The 21,884-nt window shown below is 61.3% G+C and carries 17 protein-coding genes and 1 riboswitch; of the genes, 3 read left to right on the top strand and 14 right to left on the bottom strand.

Annotated features, from left to right (window positions below; genetic code table 11):
- Positions 1-24: 24 nt before the first annotated feature.
- Positions 25-1,239 (bottom strand): phosphoserine phosphatase SerB, encoded by a 1,215-nt coding sequence (gene serB / locus ACY4LX_RS03960; RefSeq protein WP_054053330.1) that lies wholly within the window; start codon positions 1,237-1,239, stop codon positions 25-27.
- A gap of 135 nt (positions 1,240-1,374) precedes the next feature.
- Between serB and ACY4LX_RS03955 the strand changes: the two genes are divergently transcribed.
- Positions 1,375-2,901, top strand: a complete 1,527-nt coding sequence (locus ACY4LX_RS03955; protein ID WP_149659261.1) for an AhpA/YtjB family protein — start codon at positions 1,375-1,377, stop codon at positions 2,899-2,901.
- A gap of 306 nt (positions 2,902-3,207) precedes the next feature.
- Here ACY4LX_RS03955 and ACY4LX_RS03950 read toward each other — a convergent pair whose 3' ends face one another.
- From ACY4LX_RS03950 to ACY4LX_RS03910, 9 genes are all read right to left on the bottom strand, one after another.
- The gene (locus ACY4LX_RS03950) at positions 3,208-3,921 is read right to left on the bottom strand and encodes a PqiC family protein (RefSeq protein ID WP_133840556.1); all 714 of its coding nucleotides are present in this window, start codon (positions 3,919-3,921) and stop codon (positions 3,208-3,210) included.
- A gap of 176 nt (positions 3,922-4,097) precedes the next feature.
- Positions 4,098-6,365 (bottom strand): DNA topoisomerase IV subunit A, encoded by a 2,268-nt coding sequence (gene parC, locus ACY4LX_RS03945; protein ID WP_169371899.1) that lies wholly within the window; start codon positions 6,363-6,365, stop codon positions 4,098-4,100.
- Between the two features lie 7 nt (positions 6,366-6,372).
- Complete coding sequence (locus ACY4LX_RS03940) at positions 6,373-6,897, bottom strand: retropepsin-like aspartic protease family protein (protein ID WP_149659259.1); 525 nt, start codon at positions 6,895-6,897, stop codon at positions 6,373-6,375.
- Complete coding sequence (locus ACY4LX_RS03935; RefSeq protein ID WP_463259228.1) at positions 6,894-7,883, bottom strand: esterase-like activity of phytase family protein; 990 nt, start codon at positions 7,881-7,883, stop codon at positions 6,894-6,896. The genes ACY4LX_RS03940 and ACY4LX_RS03935 overlap by 4 nt, the downstream gene beginning before the upstream one ends.
- Positions 7,883-9,787 (bottom strand): DNA topoisomerase IV subunit B, encoded by a 1,905-nt coding sequence (gene parE / locus ACY4LX_RS03930; RefSeq protein WP_054053318.1) that lies wholly within the window; start codon positions 9,785-9,787, stop codon positions 7,883-7,885. Before parE ends, ACY4LX_RS03935 begins: the two co-directional genes overlap by 1 nt.
- A 42-nt stretch (positions 9,788-9,829) precedes the next feature.
- Positions 9,830-10,438 carry a YqiA/YcfP family alpha/beta fold hydrolase gene (locus tag ACY4LX_RS03925; protein WP_463259227.1) on the bottom strand — a complete coding sequence of 203 codons (609 nt, stop codon included), beginning with the start codon at positions 10,436-10,438 and terminating at the stop codon, positions 9,830-9,832.
- A gap of 549 nt (positions 10,439-10,987) precedes the next feature.
- Positions 10,988-11,803, bottom strand: a complete 816-nt coding sequence (cpdA, locus tag ACY4LX_RS03920) for a 3',5'-cyclic-AMP phosphodiesterase (protein WP_463259226.1) — start codon at positions 11,801-11,803, stop codon at positions 10,988-10,990.
- 99 nt (positions 11,804-11,902) lie between these two features.
- Positions 11,903-12,355, bottom strand: a complete 453-nt coding sequence (locus tag ACY4LX_RS03915; RefSeq protein WP_149659255.1) for a DUF1249 domain-containing protein — start codon at positions 12,353-12,355, stop codon at positions 11,903-11,905.
- Positions 12,346-12,963 (bottom strand): NUDIX domain-containing protein, encoded by a 618-nt coding sequence (locus tag ACY4LX_RS03910; protein WP_133840563.1) that lies wholly within the window; start codon positions 12,961-12,963, stop codon positions 12,346-12,348. The genes ACY4LX_RS03915 and ACY4LX_RS03910 overlap by 10 nt, the downstream gene beginning before the upstream one ends.
- A 228-nt stretch (positions 12,964-13,191) precedes the next feature.
- On the opposite strand from ACY4LX_RS03910, the gene ACY4LX_RS03905 reads away from it, so the two are divergent.
- Positions 13,192-13,935, top strand: a complete 744-nt coding sequence (locus tag ACY4LX_RS03905; RefSeq protein ID WP_463259225.1) for an RsiV family protein — start codon at positions 13,192-13,194, stop codon at positions 13,933-13,935.
- Here the strand turns inward: ACY4LX_RS03905 and cytX are convergent.
- Both cytX and thiC read right to left on the bottom strand, forming a co-directional pair.
- A complete protein-coding gene (cytX, locus tag ACY4LX_RS03900) occupies positions 13,904-15,184 on the bottom strand; it encodes a putative hydroxymethylpyrimidine transporter CytX (RefSeq protein WP_463259224.1) in 1,281 nt (426 codons plus the stop codon). The two genes, ACY4LX_RS03905 and cytX, sit on opposite strands and share 32 nt — an antisense overlap.
- 468 nt (positions 15,185-15,652) lie before the next feature.
- Positions 15,653-17,542 carry a phosphomethylpyrimidine synthase ThiC gene (gene thiC, locus ACY4LX_RS03895; protein WP_149659251.1) on the bottom strand — a complete coding sequence of 630 codons (1,890 nt, stop codon included), beginning with the start codon at positions 17,540-17,542 and terminating at the stop codon, positions 15,653-15,655.
- A 168-nt stretch (positions 17,543-17,710) separates the two neighbouring features.
- A riboswitch (TPP riboswitch) is annotated at positions 17,711-17,816 on the bottom strand.
- 192 nt (positions 17,817-18,008) lie between these two features.
- Between thiC and ACY4LX_RS03890 the strand changes: the two genes are divergently transcribed.
- Entirely contained in the window at positions 18,009-19,442 is a 1,434-nt protein-coding gene (locus ACY4LX_RS03890; RefSeq protein ID WP_463259223.1) for a TolC family outer membrane protein, read from the top strand.
- Positions 19,443-19,640: 198 nt separating this feature from the next.
- Here the strand turns inward: ACY4LX_RS03890 and waaA are convergent, their stop codons facing one another.
- Together waaA and ACY4LX_RS03880 are read right to left on the bottom strand one after the other, a co-directional pair.
- Positions 19,641-20,921 (bottom strand): lipid IV(A) 3-deoxy-D-manno-octulosonic acid transferase, encoded by a 1,281-nt coding sequence (gene waaA / locus ACY4LX_RS03885; protein WP_463259222.1) that lies wholly within the window; start codon positions 20,919-20,921, stop codon positions 19,641-19,643.
- Positions 20,914-21,834, bottom strand: a complete 921-nt coding sequence (locus ACY4LX_RS03880; protein WP_149659248.1) for a LysR family transcriptional regulator — start codon at positions 21,832-21,834, stop codon at positions 20,914-20,916. The genes waaA and ACY4LX_RS03880 overlap by 8 nt, the downstream gene beginning before the upstream one ends.
- Between the last annotated feature and the right edge of the window lie 50 nt (positions 21,835-21,884).

Here is a 21,884-nt window from a genome sequence, read left to right as displayed (position 1 = left end):
AGGACCGCTCAGGAAACCAAGAACTCAGAGCTGCCCATCACGATCCCTGAAGCCCAACAAATACAACACCCCATCCAACCCAAGCGTCGAAATCGCCTGCTTCGCTGACTGCTTCACCAACGGCTTGGCGCGGAACGCCACGCCCAACCCGGCAATCGCCAGCATCGGCAAATCATTCGCGCCGTCGCCGACCGCGATGGTCTGCTCCAGCCGCAAACCTTCCTTGTGCGCCAGCTCTTTCAGCAGATCGGCCTTGCGCTGGGCATCGACAATCGGCTCGACCGCCACGCCCGTCACCTTGCCGTCCACCACTTCCAGCTCGTTGGCGAACACGTAGTCGATGCCCAATTTCGCCTGCAACTGCTTGGCGAAGTAGGTGAAGCCGCCGGACAGGATCGCGGTCTTGTAGCCCAGGCGCTTGAGTTCGGCGAACAGGGTTTCGGCGCCCTCGGTCAGGCGCAGCGAGGCGCCGATGGAGTCCAGCACGCTAACGTCCAGCCCTTTAAGCAGGGCCAGGCGCTCCTTGAAGCTGGCGCGGAAGTCCAGTTCACCGGCCATGGCCCGCTCGGTGATTTCGGAGACTTGATCGCCCACGCCAGCAGCCTTGGCCAGTTCGTCGATGACTTCGGCTTCGATCAAGGTCGAGTCCATGTCAAACACCGCCAGGCGCCGGTTACGGCGGAACAGCGAATCTTCCTGGAAGGCGATGTCGACGTTCAGTTCCTGGGCGACGCTGAGGAATTCAGCGCGCAGGGCCTGCGGATCGGCCGCTTCGCCACGCACGGAGAACTCGATGCAGCCCTTGCCCTTGTCGGCCGGGGTGTCCAGGGGCATGCGCCCGGACAAGCGATCGATATGGTCGATGTTCAGCCCGTATTTGGCGGTGATCGAGCTCACAGCCTGTAATTGCCCGGCGGTGACCTTGCGGGTCAACAGGGTGACGATATGGCGTTTTTTGCCCTGATTGCCGACCCACTGCTGGTAATCCTCTTCGGACACCGGGGTGAAACGCACCTGTTGGTCGAGTTCGTAACCCTTGAACAGGATGTCCTTGAGCACCGACTTGCCTTGCTCGGTGTCAGGAATTTCAACCAGGATGCCGAACGACAGGGTGTCGTGGATCACCGCCTGACCAATGTCGAGAATGTTCACACCACCCTGGGCCAGAACGCCGGTAATGGCCGCAGTCAGACCCGGTCGGTCGACTCCCGTGATGTTTATCAGGACGATTTCGCGCAAGGCGCACCCCCGCAGGTGGAAAAAAACCGCATTCTACCCACTTTCAGTGACCATCGGGCACCGTCAGCGCTTTGCCGGTCTAGGGCCTGTCGCTATACTGCGCGTCAACTTCACGGACAAAAGAGCCGAGCTCAAGTGAACCGGCCCACGCCAGTAAAAACCGATAACTTCTTCCTGCTGATCTTCCGGGCACTGCGCCACCGCCGTGTACCGATTGCATTGCGCATTGCCAGCCATAACGTGATCCTGGTCGCTCTGGCCCTGGTGATTTATGCCTGTGTGATGGGTTTGCAGTTCAAGCAGGCCATGCACGAGCAGGCCGATGCGCTGGGCGAAAGCCTGACCACGCAGACCGCCACCTCGGCCACCGAGTTGCTGGTGTCCAACGACATCCTCAGCCTCAACGTGCTGCTCAACAACCTGACCAAGAACAAGCTGGTGGCCCACGCCGCTATCTACAGCGTGGACAACCGCATCCTCGCCGAGTCCGGCCAGCGCCCCAAGCACAGCCTGTTGGGCGAAGCCGAAGGCATGTATGAGAGCAAAATCACCTTCCAGGACGTGACCGCCGGGCAACTGCGCATCAGCCTGGACATGGATCAGTTCCAGCAGCCGATGACCATCAGTCTGCAAAGCATGGGCATCCTGAGTGCGATTTTGCTGGCACTGTCCCTGGCCTTGAGCCTGCGCCTGGGTCGCCACATCTCCACGCCGCTGATGCAATTGCGGGTGTGGCTGCGCAATATCGACGAATACACCCCGGCCATCGAGCGTCAGGATGAAATCGGCGATCTCGCCCGTCAGTTGCACGCCAACTTCGCCCCGGAGCCGGCCGAGCCTGAGCCCGTGCCGGAGCCTGAATTCGACGACGTCGATTACGACGAAGAGGCTGATCCAGCCTTCGAAGTGCGTAACCTGCGCGATCCAAGTTTTGATGAAACCAAGCCGGTGGCCAGCCTTAAGCCTGCGCCAAAGCGCAGTGTCAGCACCGTCGAAGACGATGACGACGATGACGCGTTCGCCGACCTGCGTGACGAGTCGGCAGACAACGCGCCGATCACCCTGGCCAAACCGGCGGTTTCCAACGTGCCGCAGCACAGCGCGGTGCTCGCCGTGCAACTGGGCGCTCAGGATCAACTGCGTCGCCTGCCCCGCACGCGCCTTGAGGAACTGCTCAAACGTTACCGTGACTGCCTTGACCAGGCGGCGTCGCTGTATCAGAGCGAACTGCACACCCTGAACGATGGCAGCACGCTGATGCTGTTCCACACCGAAGACAGCGGCGACGACTACCTGACCAACGCGATCTGCTGCGGTGAGTTGCTGCGCGCCCTGGGCCACCAGTTGCAGATCGAAGTCGCCGACAGCGGCATCACCCTGCAATTGCAACTGGGCCTGACCCTGGGCGACGAGTTGTTCGGCCTGAGCCAGATCGACCTGCTGCTGACCGAGTCGGCCCAGGACGCCCTGGCCCTGTCGCAACACAGCCGCAACCTGCTGCTGGTGGAGCGCAAGATCGGCGACGACGCCCTGATCCGCCAGCGTGCGCGGATCCGGCCGATCGCCAGCCCTGAGGGGGCTTGCTGTGTCGAGCGGTTGATGGAGCCTTATCCGTCGATGCTGGAGCGGCAACTGGCGCGGATGCATGAGCGCCGGGCGTAAAAGCCCTGCTGTGAAAAAGCCCGCCGACAAGTGATTGTCGGCGGGCTTTTTTGTTGTTCTCGCTGGCCCCTTCGCGGGCAAGCCTCGCTCCTACAGGGTTCACTGATCGTTCCCACGCTCTGCGTGGGAATGCCTCCAGGGACGCTCCGCGTTCCAGCCTCACCTCATAGGCGACGTCCGGTACCGATGTGACGCGGAGCGTCACGGGCTGCATTCCCACGCAGAGCGTGGGAACGATCAGCTCTCCAATCCGCAGAAACAACAAAGCCCGCATCTCTGCAGGCTTTGTGTCGGATCAATCCAGGCTCAGAACCTGAACACTTCCATATCGGTCCGAATCGGCGAGGCCATCGGGATCTTCGGCTGTTTGTCTTGCTCGGCGGCCGGAGCCACAGGCTTGGGCTCCTTTTTACGCGGTGCCTCGGCAATCGGCGGCTGGTTGGCCAATGGCTTCAGCGCCACTGACAATTGCTCGGCCAGACGCTGCACCAGCACACCTTGCGCTTGAACCTGCGCCGCCGTCCCGCCTGCATGTTGCTCTTGCAGATGAATGATGCGGTTATCGCGAACCTGGCCACGACGGTCGATCAAGCGCCATTGCGCATCCAGGATCGCCGGTTGCGACTCACCCGAATCCAGGCGCGTGATCGTCAGCAGCACCTGAACATCCGGGGTAAACCCCAAGGTTGCCGGTGCCAGCACTACGCGTTGACTGTCCAGATGACCGGCAACCTGACGCAGCAGCAACTGATCGATGTCCGAAGACAGGCTGCCCGCCCAACGCCCATCGGACGAAGCCTGGAGGCTGCCATCCGGCTGACGCTGCAGCAAGGTTTCGCGTTGCAGGTAGTCGGCAATGGTTACCGGGCCAAGCAGTACAGCCATGCCCGCGCTTTGCGCAGGCTGAGCCGGACTTCCGCTGTCCAGCTGATACAGCGACACCGGTTGGTGAACGCTGCAACCCGCCAGGCCAAGAACGCCAGCGAGCATCAAAATTAACGGAAGGCGCAGAGCAGTCATCGTCCCATCCAGGTGGTTGCCACAAGGCTAACCACAGTGAAAATACTCAATAAATATGAAGAACGCTCGGCCACGCCGGCGCTTGAAAGGCCATATCATCCGTGAATATGCGTTCCGACTCCAGCGGCAAAGCGCCGATCTACGGGTTAAATCGTAGATCCGCGCCTCTAGCACGCCTAATTGAGGTTTTCGACGAGCAGCGCATCTACCCTCTGGAAGCCACGTGGCAATTTGTTACCACGACGTCCTCGCTCACCTTTGTAGTGTTCGAGATCGTCTGCTTTCAGTGACAAGGTACGTTTTCCGGCCTGCAGCACCAAGGTGGCACCTTCCGGCAGAACGGCGATGTCTGTGACGTATTCTTCGCGGCTGGCAACACGCTCACCGGAGATGCCGATGATCTTGTTGCCTTTGCCCTTACCTAATTGTGGCAGGTCGCTGATCTTGAAGATCAGCAGGCGACCTTCGGTCGTGACCGAAGCCAGCCAGTTGTTCTCACGATCAGCCACCGGCCGCGGCAGGATGACCTTCGAATTGTTCGGCAAGCTCAGCAGCGCCTTGCCGGCCTTGTTCTTGGCCTGGAAGTCTTCACCCTTGACCACAAAACCGTAACCGGCGTCGGAGGCGATCACGTACAGCGAGTCGTCTTCCGGCATCAGCACGCATTCGAAGGTCGCGCCTGGCGGTGGCGTCAGACGACCGGTCAACGGTTCGCCCTGGCCACGGGCCGATGGCAAGGTGTGCGACGGCACCGAATAGCTGCGACCGGTGGAGTCGATAAACACCGCAAACTGGTTGGAACGCCCCGGCGCCAACGCCTTGAAGCCATCCCCGGCCTTGTACGACAGCCCGGTGGCGTCGATCTCGTGCCCCTTGGCCGAGCGAACCCAGCCTTTTTCCGACAGCACCACCGTCACTTTTTCGTTCGGCAGCAGGTCGTGTTCGGTCAGGGCCTTGGCTTCGGCGCGTTCGACGATTGGCGAACGGCGGTCGTCGCCATAGGTTTCGGCGTCCTTGATCAGCTCGGTGCGGACCAGTTTTTTCAACTTGGCTTCGCTGCTCAGCAAGGCTTGCAGCTTGGCTTGTTCCTTGAGCAGTTCATCTTGCTCGGCACGCAGCTTCATCTCTTCCAGTCGCGCCAACTGACGCAAACGGGTGTCGAGAATGTAGTCGGCCTGGATTTCGCTCAGGGCGAAACGGGCGATCAGCGCGGCTTTCGGGTGCTCCTCGGTGCGGATGATGTGGATCACTTCATCCAGGTTGAGGTAAGCAATCAACAAACCGTCCAACAGGTGCAGGCGACGCTCGACCTTGTCGAGGCGAAATTGCAGGCGACGACGCACGGTCTGCACCCGGAACTCCAGCCACTCGACCAGCAACGCCCGCAGGTTTTTCAGCTGTGGCTTGCCGTCCAGGCCAATGATGTTGATGTTGACCCGGTAGCTCGACTCCAGCTCGGTGCTGGCGAACAGGTGGGTCATCAAGGCATCGTGGTCAAAGTTCTTGCGCGCGCCGGGGATGATCACGATCCGGCACGGGTTTTCGTGGTCCGATTCGTCACGCAGGTCGGCGATTTGCGGGGCCTTGGACGGCTTGGCCTGCATCATCGCCGCGATCTGCTCCAGCACCTTGGCACCAGATACCTGATGCGGCAGCGCGGTGACAATGATGTCGCCGTCTTCGATGTGGTACACGGCGCGCATACGCACCGAGCCCTTGCCGGTTTCGTACATTTTCAGCAGGTCGGCGCGGGGGGTGATGATTTCCGCTTCGGTCGGGTAATCCGGGCCCTGGATGTGTTCGCAGAGCTGTTCGACCGTGGCTTTCGGCTCATCGAGCAAACGCACACACGCCGTCGCGACTTCCCGCAGGTTGTGCGGCGGCACGTCGGTGGCCATGCCCACGGCAATACCGGTGGTGCCATTGAGCAGGATGTTCGGCAAACGCGCCGGCAACACCAGAGGCTCGTCGAGGGTGCCGTCGAAGTTCGGGCCCCAGTCCGCGGTGCCCTGGCCCAATTCGCTGAGCAGCACTTCGGAATAACGGGACAACCGCGCTTCGGTGTAACGCATGGCGGCGAAGGACTTGGGATCATCCGGCGCACCCCAGTTGCCCTGGCCGTCCACCAGCGTGTAGCGATAGCTGAACGGCTGGGCCATCAGGACCATGGCTTCGTAGCACGCCGAATCGCCGTGGGGGTGGAATTTACCGAGCACGTCACCGACGGTACGCGCCGATTTCTTGTGCTTGGAATCGGCGTCCAGCCCCAACTCGCTCATCGCATAGATGATGCGCCGCTGTACCGGTTTCAGGCCGTCGCCGATATGCGGCAAGGCACGGTCCATGATCACGTACATGGAATAGTTGAGGTAGGCATTTTCGGTGAAGTCAGCCAGTGACCGGCGCTCTACACCGTCCAGGCTGAGATCAAGGGAGTCGCTCATGCGGGCCTCATCGGTTCGTTGTCTGGCGCAGCAGCATGGTGCCACCGCGCTGGGTAAATTCAAGTTTGTTCAGTGCGCTCATGCCGAGCAGCACCTGATTGCCATCCAGCCCTGGCGCGACCAGCGCGCGAACATCACGCAGCACGATATCGCCCAGTTGCAGCCGGTCGATGCGGGTTCGGTAACCCTGACTCAAACCGTTGGCCGTGCTCAGGGTCACCCCGAAGCCCTCCTCCAGTTTCAGCCGTTCGGCCAGGCTGGCCGGGATCGACACATCGGTCGCCCCGGTATCCAGCATGAAATCCACCGGCTGGCCGTTGATCTGGCCGCTGGCGACGAAATGACCCTGGCTGTTACTGACCAGTTTCACTTCGACAAATCCTTCGCCCTGCTGTGAAGTGACCACCGCATTGGGGTTTTGCTGACGCTGTTCCCACTGCCCGAAAAACCGCGTGGCCAAAAACAGCGCCGCGCACCAGGCCAACACCATAAACACCCGACCGGCACGTTTACCCGGCGGTTGCTGGCTCATGGCTTGGCGCTCCAGCCACCTTCCGGCGCGGCGAAGCGCCAGACAACCGGGCGGACTTCACCATCGGCGCGAGGGCCGAAATTGTTGTCGACACCGATCCAGGCGCCATCGGCGTCGATGATCAATGCTTCCTCCAAACCAAAGTTCTGCGAATAACGCCGGTTTTCCTGCAACAGCTCAGCGGCATACGACCAGCAGCGCTCGACCTTGGCCGTCTGCGGGTCGCGGCGACAAATCTGATAGGCGTTGCGCTCAAGGGTAAACAGCTTGCCCTCGAACAACGACAGGTCGGAAAAATCCCGGTCAACCGCGCGGGCCTTGGGAAACTGCGGCGGCTGCATTTCCTTGCCGGCTTCACTCAACAGCACACAGCGACCGTCGCAATCCCACACGGTCTGCTGACGTTTGATCAGCAGCAAGCCCCGGCTTTGACGCTCGGCGGCGAGCCACATCTGGTCGCCTGCCGGATTGATCGCCAGGCCTTCGAATATCGCATTGAATTGCAGCAACATGCCCCGAGCCCGTGCTTCGCGAACCATCATGGGCGAGATTTTCAGCCAGTTCGCCGGGCCCGTTGGCGGCACTTGCAAGACGGCCGCATGGCCTTCGCTGACAATGTAACGATTGCCGGCGCTGTCGCAGGTGATGCCTTCGAAATCCAGGTCCCCGCCGCGCACGAAAGACGCCGCCCAGGTCCGCGAACGCAAACCCCAGGGCAAACCGGTATCCGGCACCTCGGGCACATCGATGTGCACGGGTTCGGCTTGCCAGGTGCTGGCGGTCGTATCGAGGCGGTAGATTTGATCGTCGTCGCGATCGGAAACGGTCCACAGGTCCTTGCCACACTGGGCCAGCCCCGACAGGTTGCCGCCGCGCATGCCATCGACGGCATGCTCGGACAACACGCGCAGCTCCGGCGCCGGCTCGGCAGACACCGAAAACGAGGTCAGCAGCAACGCACACGCCAGGGCAAAGCCAAACCGCATCAGCCCAGAACCTCGGCCAGGTTGCCCTTGGACTCCAGCCAGGATTTGCGATCACCGGCGCGTTTCTTCGCCAGCAGCATGTCCATCATTTCCGAAGTTGCTTCGAAATCGTCCAGCGTCAGCTGCACCAGGCGCCGCGTGTTCGGGTCCATGGTGGTTTCGCGCAGCTGCGGCGGGTTCATTTCACCCAGGCCTTTGAATCGTGTGACCTGCGGCTTGCCGCGTTTCTTCTCGGCCACCAGGCGATCGAGGATGCCATCGCGCTCGGCTTCGTCGAGGGCGTAGTAAATCTCTTTGCCCAAGTCGATGCGGTACAGCGGCGGCATGGCGACGTAGACGTGACCGGCATCCACCAACGGCCGGAAATGCTGGACGAACAACGCGCAGAGCAGTGTGGCGATGTGCAGGCCGTCGGAGTCGGCGTCGGCGAGGATGCAGATCTTGCCGTAGCGCAGCTGGGCGATGTCCGCCGAGCCCGGATCGACGCCGATGGCCACGGCGATGTTGTGCACTTCCTGGCTGGCCAGCACTTCGCTGCCGTCGACTTCCCAGGTGTTCAGGATCTTGCCGCGCAACGGCAGGATCGCTTGAAACTCTTTGTCCCGCGCCTGCTTGGCCGAACCGCCAGCGGAGTCACCTTCGACCAGGAACAGCTCGGAACGCATCGGGTCCTGCCCGGCGCAATCGGCGAGTTTGCCCGGCAGTGCCGGACCGGCAGTGACGCGCTTGCGCTCGACCTTTTTGCTCGCCTTCAAGCGACGGCCGGCGTTGTTGATCGCCAGTTCCGCCAGCAGCATGCCGGTTTCCGGGTTGGCGTTGAGCCACAGGCTGAACGCGTCCTTGACCACGCCGGAGACGAACGCCGCCGCTTCACGGGACGACAGGCGTTCCTTGGTCTGGCCGGAGAATTGCGGTTCCTGCATCTTCATCGACAACACGAAGGCGATGCGTTCCCAGACGTCTTCCGGCGCCAGCTTCACGCCCCGTGGCAAGAGGCTACGGAATTCGCAGAACTCGCGCATCGCATCGAGCAAGCCCTGGCGCAAACCGTTGACGTGGGTACCGCCCTGGGCCGTCGGGATCAGGTTGACGTAGCTTTCCTGCACACTGTCGCCACCTTCCGGCAACCACAGCAGCGCCCAATCCACCGCCTCCTTATTACCGGCCAGGCTGCCGCAGAACGGCTCGTCCGGCAGGCGTTCGAAGCCGTTGACCGCGTCCACCAGGTAGGAGCGCAGGCCGTCTTCGTAATGCCATTCGACTTTTTCGCCGGTGGCCTTGTCTTCAAAACTGACCAGCAACCCCGGGCACAGAACAGCCTTGGCCTTGAGCACGTGCTTGAGGCGGCTGATGGAGAATTTCGGTGAATCGAAGTACTTCGGGTCCGGCGCGAAGAACACGCTGGTGCCGGTGTTGCGCTTGCCGACGGTGCCAATGACTTCCAGCTCGGTTTTCTTGTAACCGTCGGCGAAGGTCATCTGGTATTCGTTGCCGTCACGCTTTACGCGCACCCGGACTTCGTTCGACAAGGCGTTGACCACGGAAATACCCACCCCGTGCAAACCGCCGGAGAACTGGTAGTTCTTGTTGGAAAACTTGCCGCCCGCATGAAGCTTGGTGAGGATCAGCTCGACGCCCGACACGCCCTCTTCCGGGTGAATGTCCACCGGCATGCCACGGCCATCATCGCTGACTTCCAGGGAGTGATCGGCGTGCAGGATGACCTGCACCGAAGTCGCGTGCCCGGCCAAGGCTTCGTCGACGCTGTTGTCGATGACTTCCTGGGCGAGGTGGTTCGGCCGACTGGTGTCGGTGTACATGCCGGGGCGTTTGCGCACCGGGTCGAGGCCCGAGAGGACTTCGATGGCGTCTGCGTTATAAGAGCTAGCGCTGGGAGTGGCCATGGGGTCTCGTCGTCAGTGTTCGTTTAAATGGGGGGCGATGATTCACAGTGCGGTGAAATCAATCGACTGATACAAATCTGCGCCGATGCCGGCAAAACTCAACATGGCCGGCAATTGCCCGGCAAAACCCTGGAAACTATGGTCGCCGCCGGCCTGGATGCGCAAGGCACAGGCGCGGTAATACTGCTGGGCGAGGCGATAGTCCAGCGTTTCATCGCCGGTCTGCAACCACACCTGATAACGCTGCGGGTCCCGGGGCGCCGGCACTTCCAGCTCGGCCAAGGCCGTCACATGGTCGTGGGTCAATTCCCAGGCCTCATCGGTATACAGGTTTTTCTGCGTCCCCAGATACCCGTCAAACATCCGGTGCGGACTGACGGCAGGGTTGATCAGCAGGGCCTTGAGGCCATGGTGCTCGGCCAAGTGAGTCGCATAGTAGCCGCCGAGTGAGCTTCCGACCAGCAGCGGCCGCCCAAGCTCCTCGATCGCCCGGTTCAACTGACCGATGGCCTCACGTGGGTGGTGATGCAAGGCCGGAACCTGCAACTGATCGCTCAAGCCCAGGCGCTCCATCACATTGATCAACTGGCAGGCCTTCTTCGAGGCCGGCGCACTGTTGAAACCGTGGATATAAAGGATCGAACCGGACATTTGAACTCCCTGGGCGTCGGGTAAAGAGGCGCAGTTTACAGGGAGACGAGGAATGTTGGCGCCAGCATCCATCGAAATGAACACGGTCACGTACAGAATCGTTGCATCCGGGACGGATCGGTCGTCTGTCAGGACGCCTTCGCGGGCAAGCCTCGCTCCTACAGGATTGATGTACACCGCCCCGCTCTTCACCACTCATTAGGCCGAGCGTTAGCTCGCCTGCTTTTGATCTTGCTCTACCCGCCCCTTCGGGAGGCTGAGTGGAGGTGTTCATCTGGGGGTGGGCGCGTAGCGCCGTGCGGCGAAGCCGCACACATCGAGAGGAGGTCGAAGCGAAGCCGACCGGAGGCGATGCCCCCAGATGGACACCGGAGCGAAGGAACGCCGAGCCTCAGCGAGGGGCCGGACGCTGGGGCGAGACCTTTTGGTTACTTTTGGGGCGTTTGCCAAAAGTGACCCGCTGTAAGAGCGGAACCATAAGCCGCCGTTACCGCAGAAATGGATATGTACACCAACCAAGAGTATGGTCGGCCCAAAGGCCGCCAAGTCTCAGTAACCGTTGGAACCGTAATCAACCGTAAACTCGAAACCAGTAACACGCTCAACCCCAGTTTCAATCAGGCCATCAGGCAAAAGCCGCAACCACCGATACCCCGGCGCCTGCTCCCCGACCTTGAAATCCTCACTCCCCGGCTCAAACTGAATGCAAGTCGAAGGCGAAGCCATCAACCGCACCCCCTCGCGCATCTGATCGATCTCCTGATGCACATGCCCCCACAAAACGGCGCGCACCTGAGGAAACCGATCCAGCACCGCAAACAACCCCTCAGGATTGCGCAACCCAATCGGCTCCATCCACGCACACCCGATCGACACCGGATGATGATGGAAACACACCAGATGATGCCGCTCCGGCGCCTCGCTCAGCGAACGAGCCAGCAACTGCAACTGCTCATCCTGCAAATACCCCGGCACCGACCCCGGCACAGCGGAATCGAGCAACGTCACCCGCCAGTTACCGATGTCCACCACCGGCTCCAGCAACGCACTCTGCACCGCCGCTTCAGCCATGATCCGCGGTTCATCGTGATTGCCGGGAATCCAGCGCGCCGGGGCATCGAGCTGCCGGGTCAGGTCGCGAAAAAGCTGATACGACTCCAGCGTGCCGTCCTGGGACAGGTCGCCACTGGCAATGATCAGATCGATTCGCGGCTGTTGCACACGCACCAGTTCAATGACCTTTTGCAGGCTCTCGCGGGTATTCATGCCCAGCAACGTGCCATCCGCCTCGGCGAACAAATGACTGTCGGAGATTTGCACCAGCAACGCCGGATCGGCGGTGGTCAATGTGGATACGCTCGGCAAGGCGTTCTCCCAGGGGTGAATCACGGGGTTGGATAGAGGCCGCAATTATGCTGGGGGACGGTCAAAAGAGGAAACCTGTGAACCGGACGCAGTTCACATCTATCGCACGACGGCGTACTCGTGCCCACACGCCAGACAGTGGCTCAGCCATTCCCCCAGGAACAGATTGAGCTGCGCCTTTTCATCCGGCTGATGCATCGCGGCGTTCGGGTAAGGATAGATGCCCCGGAAGCGTCTTGCATGTTCGGCGCTGACGACCTCGGCCATGCACGCGTCGTGGTAGACCTGGACTTCCAGTTGCGGCACCGGCAACCACGGCAGGCTGTGTTCCTGGCGCACTTGCAGGGTGGTGGTGTACGGATTGACTTGCAGCACTTCCAGGGCCAGCACGCCCAGCATCTGCTCGCCCTGGGTCACGGCGATGCGCCGGGCCTCGGGTTCGCTGCGCATGTCGGGCAGTAGTCGCATCAAACGCGCATAGTTCGCCTCGCAGGAGGCTTGCAGCCCCACGAGGTCCACCCGATAGCGATCGCGCAGCTTGTTTACGACCATAACCCCCTCACTTCAGCGCGGTTCAAAGCAAGCCATTGCAAAGCAATGATGCTGGCCGCGTTGGCAATTCGTCCGTCGCGTACGGCTTGCAGCGCATCTTCGAACGCCCAGACCGTGACGCGGATATCTTCCGCTTCTTCTGCCAGTCCATGCAGGCCGCCTACTCCGTTGGTTTCACAACGCCCCAGGTACAAATGCACGAATTCGTTACTGCCGCCGGGCGATGGAAAATATTTGGTCATCGGCCACAGCGCCCCGAACACAAGCCCAGCTTCCTCCTGCGCTTCACGGTGAGCAACTTCTTCCGGTTCTTCGTCTTTATCGATCAGACCGGCGACCAGCTCGATCAGCCACGGGTTGCTGGTCTTGCCCATGGCGCCGACCCGGAACTGCTCGATCAACACCACTTCATCGCGTTGCGGATCGTAGGGCAGCACGCACACCGCATCGTGGCGCACGAACACTTCACGATTGATCTCGCGACTCATGCCGCCGGCGAATAATTCATGGCGCAAATGCAGGCGGTCGAGCTTGTAGAAGCCCGCGTAGCACTGCTCGCGCCGAACGATCTCAACGGTGGTCGGAATGGCGTTGGCAAAATCAGTCATGACAATCCTCGTTTACTGCAATCCGTTACGAGGCGCCTTTTTTGTACCTGGCAGCCTCGACTTCGCGCCATCCTAACGCGCCGTTGATGTTTGATGCAGCCCCTTTACCTTCAGCGGGATAGACGGTGAGGGCGAAACCAACTCTAATTAGCTTAGTGGCGAACTGACTGCTTCGTTGACAGTCGAAGCGGTAACTTTTCGCCTTTCCCTGTTTTATGAAGGACGCCCATGTCGCTTTTTAAAATCGCCTCCGTGGCCGCTATCGCCCTGACGCTGGGCGCTTGCCAGAGCCTGTTCCAACCCAACTACCGCACGCCGCTGGAAACCACCCGCGATGCTTCGGAAATCCTGAAACCGGGTTGCACCACGCCTGACTGCCCACTGGTGAACATCGATACCCTGACATTCCCCGCCGAGCCACAACTGGACGGCATCGTTGAAAAGAACCTGCTGCAATTGACCCGCACCCCGGACGCTCCGGCGGCGCCGACCCTGGCCGCCTACCGCGATCAGTTCCTGCGCACCGCGGCACCGCGCTCCAGCAGCTACTTGCAGGCCAAAGTACGTGAACAGCATGACGGCTTGGTGATCGTCGAGTTTTCCAGCTACCTGGACACCGGCGGCGCCCATGGCACGCCGGGCCGCAGCTTCATCAACTATTCGCGCCAGCAGCACAAAGTGCTGACGTTGTCGGACATGTTGCTGCCGGGGCAGGAAGAGGCGTTCTGGAAAGCCGCGCAGGTGGCACACAACAGCTGGCTGATCAGCACCAAACTCGATCAGGAGCCGGATTTCCTGAAGAACTGGCATTTCCAGAAAACCCAGAACGTGGCGCTGACCTACGGCGGGGTGATCCTCAAGTACGAAGTGAGCACCATCGCGCCTTACGCCCTGGGCCACATCGAACTGAAGATCCCCTACCCGCGCCTGAACGGTATTCTCAGGCCCGAGCTGTTTCCCGGCCGTAACTGAAGGCTCGACCGAGCACGAGTTGCAGCAGCCCTGCCAGTACCAGCGACGGCAGGGTTGCGCCGACATCCGGATACAGATTCGCCAGCAGATGATAAGTGCTCACCCCGCCCAGCCAGGCGAGCAACGCCGGCCAGCGCAACGCGGCTGACGCGACCTGGGCACTGCGTTTGCGCAGGATGAAGTGATCCACCAGCACCACGCCGAACAGCGGCGCAAACACCGAACCGATCAACAGCAGGAAGTTCTGGTACTGGGCCAATGGCGCCAGGCAGGCGATCAGTGTGCAAATCACACCAATGGCCAACGCCAGATGCTCGACTTTCAAGCGCAACAGAATCCCGCTCGACACCGCCGCCGAGTGAATATCGGCGAAAGCGTTTTCCGACTCGTCCAGCAGAATCAGCAGCAGCGGAATCCCCAGGCCGGCCCCGGCCAACGCCAGCAGCAAGGCATTCACTTCACCGCTCGGCGCGAACGCCAGCGTGTAGGCCACGCCCAGGCTCATCAGCCAGAAGTTACCGATAAAGAAGCCCAACGCCGTTCCGCCGAACACGTTTTTCGCGCGTTTGCCGAAACGCGAGTAGTCGGCAATCAGCGGCAGCCACGACAGCGGCATCGCAATCGCAATGTCGAAGCCCACGGCGAACGGCATCGAACCGTCACCGGCCTGAGCCCACAACGCGGCCAGATCGGCTTTGGCGAACAGGTTCCAGGTCAGCCAGAGGCACGCGGCCAGCAGCAACCAGATACCCCATTTGCGCAGGATCTGCCGCACGAACGTCAGCGGGCCGCTGACGGCGAGCAAGGTTGCCAAGCCACCGAAGAACACGGTCCAGAGCAAAGGGTTCGACAGCAAGCTGCCTTCGCTGAACGCCCGGGCGCCGAGCAGGCTGGCGGCGTCGCGCATGACGATGATTTCGAACGAGCCCCAACCGATCAGCTGCAGCAGGTTCAGCACCGCCGGCAGGCTCGCGCCATGTTTGCCGAGGCTGAGCTTGAGCGCGGCCATCGACGACAGGCCGGTGTCGCTGCCGATCACGCCCACGGCGGCCAGCAGCAAAACGCCGACCAGCGTGCCGAGGAAGATCGCCAGCAACGAGCCAGACAGGCCCAGGCCCGGCGCGAGCAATGCGCCGGTCTGCAAGACCATCAGGCCGATGCCGAGGGAAAACCACAGGGAAAACAGATCGCGACCGCCGAAGACGCGCCTATCGGCGGGTACGGCTGTGTCAGGGGAATAGGTGTTCAAGTCAGGTATCTCGAGGGAAAGATGGGTTACTAGTTTCAAGCGGCAAGCCTCAAGGAAAAGCAGATCCAGCCTTGCTTCTAACTTGCCGCTTGCAACTTGCCGCTTAGATCTTTTGATCGTTCCCACGCTCCGCGTGGGAATGCCTCCTGTGACGCTCTGCGTCACGCCGTTCGGGGACGCGGAGCGTTCCGGGCTGCAACATGGGTTACTACCTTCAAGCGGCAAGCCTCAAGGAAAAGCAGATCCAGCCTTGCTTCTAACTTGCCGCTTGCAACTTGCCGCTTAGATCTTTTGATCGTTCCCACGCTCCGCGTGGGAATGCCTCCTGTGACGCTCTGCGTCACGCCGTTCGGGGACGCGGAGCGTTCCGGGCTGCAACATGGGTTACTACCTTCAAGCGGCAAGCCTCAAGGAAAAGCAGATCCAGCCTTGCTTCTAACTTGCCGCTTGCCGCTTGCAACTTGCCGCTTAGATCTTCTTGTACAGCTGACTGCCTTCCTGCTTGAACCGCTCTGCCTGGTCCGCCAGTCCCTGGGCGACTTCGGCATCGATGGTTTCGATCCGCTGGTTGGCCGCGTATTCGCGGACTTCCTGGGTGATTTTCATCGAACAGAACTTCGGCCCGCACATGGAGCAGAAGTGCGCGACCTTGGCCGAATCCTTCGGCAGGGTTTCATCGTGATACGAACGGGCGGTGTCCGGGTCGAGGCCGAGGTTGAACTGGTCTTCCCAGCGGAATTCGAACCGCGCCTTGCTCAAGGCATTGTCGCGAATCTGCGCGCCCGGATGCCCCTTCGCCAGATCGGCGGCATGGGCCGCGATCTTGTAGGTGATGATCCCGGTCTTCACGTCATCCTTGTTCGGCAGGCCCAAGTGTTCCTTCGGCGTGACGTAGCAAAGCATGGCGCAACCGAACCAGCCGATCATCGCCGCACCGATGCCGGAGGTGATGTGGTCGTATCCCGGCGCGATGTCGGTGGTCAGCGGGCCGAGGGTGTAGAACGGCGCCTCGTCGCAGCACTCAAGCTGCTTGTCCATGTTCTCTTTGATCAACTGCATCGGCACGTGGCCCGGGCCTTCGATCATGCATTGCACGTCGTGTTTCCACGCGATTTTGGTCAGCTCGCCTAGGGTTTCCAGCTCACCGAATTGCGCGGCGTCGTTGGCGTCGGCAATCGAACCCGGACGCAGGCCATCGCCCAGCGAGAAGCTGACGTCGTAGGCCTTCATGATTTCGCAGATGTCTTCGAAATGGGTGTAGAGGAAGTTTTCCTTGTGGTGCGCCAGGCACCACTTGGCCATGATCGAACCGCCACGGGACACGATGCCGGTCACGCGCTTGGCGGTCAGCGGCACGTAGCGCAACAGCACGCCGGCGTGGATGGTGAAGTAGTCGACGCCCTGCTCGGCTTGCTCGATCAGCGTGTCGCGGAACAACTCCCAGGTCAGGTCTTCGGCGGCGCCGTCGACTTTTTCCAGCGCTTGATAAATCGGCACGGTACCGATCGGCACCGGCGAGTTGCGGATGATCCACTCGCGGGTTTCGTGAATGTGCTTGCCGGTGGACAGGTCCATGACCGTGTCCGAACCCCAGCGAATGCCCCAGGTCAGTTTCGCCACTTCTTCTTCGATGGACGAACCCAAAGCGCTGTTGCCGATGTTGCCGTTGATCTTCACCAGGAAGTTACGGCCGATGATCATCGGTTCCAGTTCGGTGTGGTTGATGTTGGCCGGGATGATCGCGCGACCGCGGGCGATTTCGTCACGGACAAATTCGGGGGTGATGATTTTCGGCACGCTGGCACCGAAGCTGTGACCGGCGTGTTGCTGGTCCAGCAGCCCGGCGGCACGGGCCACTTCGAGCTTCATGTTTTCGCGGATGGCGACGTATTCCATCTCGGCGGTGATGATGCCTTTGCGCGCGTAGTGCATCTGGCTGACGTTGGCCCCGGCCTTGGCCCGACGCGGGTTGTTGACGTGGGCGAAACGCAGCTTGGTCAATTCGGCATCGGCGAGGCGTTCCTGGCCGAAGTTGGAGCTCAGGCCCGGCAGGCGCTCGGTGTCGCCACGGGACTCGATCCACGGCGAGCGAATATCGCCCAGGCCTTTGCGCACGTCGATGATGACGTTGGGGTCGGTGTACGGGCCCGAGGTGTCGTACACCACGACCGGCGCGTTGATCTCACCGCCAAAATCGGTCGGAGTTACGTCGAGGCTGATTTCGCGCATTGGCACGAGGATGTCCGGGCGGGAGCCCTGGACATAGATTTTTTGCGAGCGGGTAAACGGTTGAACCGATTGTTGATCGACTTGGGCCGAATCACTCAGGTTCGTCGTATTTTTTAGTTTTATCGTCATCACGGGCTCTCCAGACAGCATCCAGGCAGTGGAATTTTGTCGGAGTGAACCTGTAACGAATGGACGCGACCAATCAGCGATAGAAATGCCGTTGGTGCTGTGCTCAGTGCTCGAGGGGTGTTCGATTGTCGAACAACATCCCGGACGAAGCACAAGAGGACTCGCCGGGTGACGAGAAATCTTGTTCCCTACGCAGGCGCTAACCTGATCAGGTTCAACGGGATCCGAAATTATTCGATCTCAGCCTCATAGCAAGGCACCCCGACAAGAACCCGGCCAGTCTAGACACAACTGGCAAAGAACGCCAACACCGCGGTAAACACCATGATGAATGGCGCAATTACCAGATTGTTGCGGTACGCCCGTGCAACTACACTCGCTACGCCGTGCTGCGCCTTGACGCTGCGCGGGCCGCGCCTTACCTTTGGCGCTCAAATTATCAGCGTAATTTTTTAGGGATGGCCGCATGCTGCGCAAACTCTCACTGGCCCTTGCCGTGTCTTGTGCTTCCAATGGAATGGCCTGGGCAGCAGAAGCGCCCTTATCCACCAAGACCGATCTGGTCAGCGTCTACCAGGAAGCGGTGGACAACAACGCCGACCTGGCGGCCGCCCGCGCCCAATATGGCGCCCAGAAAGAAGTCGTGCCCCAGGCCCGCGCCGGGCTGCTGCCGAACCTGTCGGGCGGGGCCAATTTGAGTTCCGTGCGCACCCAGCTCGATCAACCGTCGGGCACCGCCAACCGCAACGCTCATTCCTATCAGGCGACCTTGGCCCAGCCACTGTTCCGTGCCGATCGCTGGTTCCAGTTCCAGGCCGCCAAGGACGTCAACGAGCAAGCCTCGCTGCAACTGTCAGCCACCGAGCAGAACCTGATCCTGCAATCGGCGGAAAGCTATTTCAACGTGCTGCGCAGCCAGGACAACCTGGCCTCGACCAAGGCTGAAGAAGCGGCGTTCAAGCGTCAGCTCGACCAGTCCAACGAGCGCTTCGATGTCGGCCTGTCGGACAAGACCGACGTGCTGCAATCCCAGGCCAGCTACGACACCGCCCGAGCCAATCGGATCCTCGCCCAGCGCCAGGTGGATGATGCGTTCGAAGCCCTGATCACCCTGACCAACCGTCAGTACAACGCGATCCAGGGCATCGTCCACACCTTGCCGATCCTGCCGCCAGCGCCGAACGACGCCAAGGCCTGGGTCGACACCGCCGCCAAACAGAACCTCAACCTGCTGGCCAGCAACTACGCGGTCAGCGCCGCCGAAGAAACCCTCAAGCAACGCAAGGCCGGCCACGCGCCGACGCTGGATGCGGTAGCTAAGTACGAAAAGGGTGACAACGACGCGCTGGGCTTCAGCAACCCGAGCGCCTTCGGCCAGCCTTACGGCGGCAACGTCGAGCAGACCACCGTCGGTTTGCAAGTGAACATCCCGATCTACAGCGGCGGCCTGATCAACTCCCAGGTGCGCGAGTCGTATTCACGCCTGGATCAAACCGAGCAACAGCGCGAGCAACTGCGCCGGCAAGTGGTGGAAAACACCCGCAACCTGCACCGCGCGGTGAACACCGATGTCGAGCAGGTGCAGGCGCGCAAGCAGTCGATCATCTCTAACCAGAGCGCGGTGGAAGCCACCGAAATCGGTTACCAGGTGGGCACGCGCAACATCGTCGACGTGCTCGACGCCCAGCGTCAGCTGTACACCTCGGTGCGCAACTACAACAACACCCGCTACGACTACATCCTCGACAACCTGCGTTTGAAGCAGGCAGCGGGCACGTTAAACCCGGGGGATTTGCAGGATTTGTCGCGTTATCTCAAGGCTGACTACAACCCCGATAAAGACTTCCTGCCGCCGGATCTGGCCAAGGCTGCGGCCGAGCAATTGAAGGCCCGGCCCTAAGGGCAAACGTGAATGTTGTAGCGACGCTTACCTGTGGCGAGGGAGCTTGCTCCCGCTGGGCTGCGAAGCAGCCCCAAACCCTGAGCATGCGGTCTGTCAGGTAAACCGCATTGGCTGATTTTACGACTGCTGCGCAGCCGAGCGGGAGCAAGCTCCCTCGCCACAAAAGCTTGTTCCCACAGGTTGATCAGCGGTGGATCAGGATTTGTCGATCAACCGTCCCAACCCATCCAACAACCGCTGCAATGCGCCTTGATTGGTGCGCATCACCTTCAACCCCGCCTCCGCCATCCGCTGCGCATCCCGCGGCAATTCGAATAACCGCTGCACCGCCACCGCCAACCCTTCGGCATCATCGACTTCCGCCAACGCCCCGGCGCTGCGCAATTGCGCGGCGATTTCGAGGAAGTTGAACAGGTGCGGGCCGCTCAAAACAGGCTTGGCCAGTGCTGCCGGTTCCAGCAGGTTATGCCCGCCATTCGGCACCAGGCTGCCGCCAACAAACGCGCTGTCGGCCAGTGCGTAAAGAAACAGCAACTCGCCCATGGTGTCGCCCAGCAGCACCGACGTATCGGCGGTGACCGGCTCGCCGGTGGAGCGGCGCACCGTGGCGAAACCCTGCTGCTTGCACAACTCGAACACCGAATTGAAACGCTCCGGGTGACGCGGCACCAGGATCAGCAACGCATCGGGGTGATTGGCCAGCAACCGGCGATGGGCGGCCAGCACCACTTCGTCTTCACCTTCGTGGGTACTCGCGGCGATCCATACCGGACGCTCCAGCGCCTGCCATTGCCCGCGCAACTCGGCGGCGCGCTCAAGCAATTGCGGGTCGATGGTCAGGTCGAACTTGATCGAACCGGTGACCTCGACCGTTTCCGCACGCGCACCGAGTGTACGGAAACGCTCGGCCTCGGCCTCGGTCTGCACCGCGAACAGGCTCATCTCGGCCAGCATCGGCCCGGTCAGTTTGTGGAAGCGGCCATAGCCCTTGGCCGAGCGCTCGGACAGCCGCGCATTAGCCAGCGCCACAGGAATCCCACGCTTGGCACATTGGTGGATGTGGTTGGGCCACAGCTCGGTTTCCATGATCACCGCCAGTTTCGGCTGAACCCGATCGAGAAACCGCGCCGCTGCGCACGGCAAGTCGTAAGGCAGATAGCAGTGCTGGATGCGTGGCTCGTTGGCAAACAAGGCGTGGATGCGCTCCGAGCCGGTCGGGGTCATGCAGGTCACGGTGATCGGCAGCGCGGGATAGCGTTGCAGCAAGGCGCGAATCATCGGCGCCGCCGCAATGCTCTCCCCCACGGACACGGCGTGCACCCAGATGCCGCCCGGCTGCATCGTCGGCAAGCCGTAGGAGAAGCGCTCGCCAATGCGTTTGGCATACGCCGGCGCCTTGCGCGAACGCAGCCATAGCCGAATCGCTACCAATGGCAGCCCCAGGTAAAACAGCGCGGTGTAGAGAGTTCTATTCATGGCGGCGGAGTTTATCGGTTTTTAAGCCGATCGCCTGCAAGTGCACGGCAAAACGTTCGGCCAACCAACGCGCCGCCGGACCCAGCGGCTCGTCGCGGCGCCAGACCAGCTCCACCACCAGGGCCGGCGGGGTCCATTCGCTGACCAGTTCGACCATCTGATCCTGATACGTCGGGTACTGCACCACATGCCGGGGCAGCCAGGCCCAGCCGAGGCCGCGCACCAGCCATTCGGCCATCACATAAAAACTGTCGGCGCGCCAGACTTGCGGACTGGCGGGCTCGCTACCGGGGTAAACGCTGGACTCGGTGGACATCAGCAATTGCCGGTGCTGCGCCAATTGCTGGCAATCGACTTCGCCCATGGCCGCCAGCGGATGGCCCTTGCCGCACACGGTGACCATTTCGACGCTGCCGACGACGCGGCGCTCCAGCGCTTCGGGAATCTGATCATGGAAGAACAGCAGCCCCAGGTCGGCCCGGCGCTCCACCAGTTTGCGCGCCACATCGCCTTGGGCGGCGCTGGTCAGTTGCACTTCGAGGCTGGGAAATTTTTCCGCCAGGGCTTCGAAGCTTTCGATGATCGGCTGATAAGGCATCGCCTCGTCCTGCGCTACCCGCAGACGCGCTTCCTGACCGCGCATCATCGCCAGCGCCCGACCGTTCAGGCGTTCGCATTGACGCAGCACCTCCCGCGCCTCTTCCAGCAGCGCACCGCCGGCCTCGGTCAGCTTCGGCTGGCGGCCACTGCTGCGGTCGAACAGGCTCACGCCCAGGTCTTCCTCCAGCAACGCAATCGAACTGCTGACCGCCGACTGCGCCTTGCGCTGGTCCCGCGCCACCGCCGAAAACGAGCGCTGTTCCGCTACGCTGACAAACAAACGCAGCTGTTCCAGATTCCATTGCATGTTCATGGCTCAACCCATCTCTACGGCAGATAGGTAATGACTTTACCGCATCTGGG

The sequence above is a fragment of the Pseudomonas sp. Emmai genome (genome assembly GCF_055179735.1).
This window is presented reverse-complemented; position numbering and strand designations above follow the sequence as displayed.

Coding starts and splice junctions, on each gene's coding strand:
- ACY4LX_RS03950 (WP_133840556.1), bottom strand. CDS start 3,921: ATGACTGCTCTGCGCCTTCCGTTAATTTTGATGCTCGCTGGCGTTCTT.
- parC (WP_169371899.1), bottom strand. CDS start 6,365: ATGAGCGACTCCCTTGATCTCAGCCTGGACGGTGTAGAGCGCCGGTCA.
- ACY4LX_RS03940 (WP_149659259.1), bottom strand. CDS start 6,897: ATGAGCCAGCAACCGCCGGGTAAACGTGCCGGTCGGGTGTTTATGGTG.
- ACY4LX_RS03935 (WP_463259228.1), bottom strand. CDS start 7,883: ATGCGGTTTGGCTTTGCCCTGGCGTGTGCGTTGCTGCTGACCTCGTTT.
- parE (WP_054053318.1), bottom strand. CDS start 9,787: ATGGCCACTCCCAGCGCTAGCTCTTATAACGCAGACGCCATCGAAGTC.
- ACY4LX_RS03925 (WP_463259227.1), bottom strand. CDS start 10,438: ATGTCCGGTTCGATCCTTTATATCCACGGTTTCAACAGTGCGCCGGCC.
- ACY4LX_RS03915 (WP_149659255.1), bottom strand. CDS start 12,355: ATGGTCGTAAACAAGCTGCGCGATCGCTATCGGGTGGACCTCGTGGGG.
- ACY4LX_RS03910 (WP_133840563.1), bottom strand. CDS start 12,963: ATGACTGATTTTGCCAACGCCATTCCGACCACCGTTGAGATCGTTCGG.
- ACY4LX_RS03905 (WP_463259225.1), top strand. CDS start 13,192: ATGTCGCTTTTTAAAATCGCCTCCGTGGCCGCTATCGCCCTGACGCTG.
- thiC (WP_149659251.1), bottom strand. CDS start 17,542: ATGACGATAAAACTAAAAAATACGACGAACCTGAGTGATTCGGCCCAA.
- ACY4LX_RS03890 (WP_463259223.1), top strand. CDS start 18,009: ATGCTGCGCAAACTCTCACTGGCCCTTGCCGTGTCTTGTGCTTCCAAT.
- waaA (WP_463259222.1), bottom strand. CDS start 20,921: ATGAATAGAACTCTCTACACCGCGCTGTTTTACCTGGGGCTGCCATTG.
- ACY4LX_RS03880 (WP_149659248.1), bottom strand. CDS start 21,834: ATGAACATGCAATGGAATCTGGAACAGCTGCGTTTGTTTGTCAGCGTA.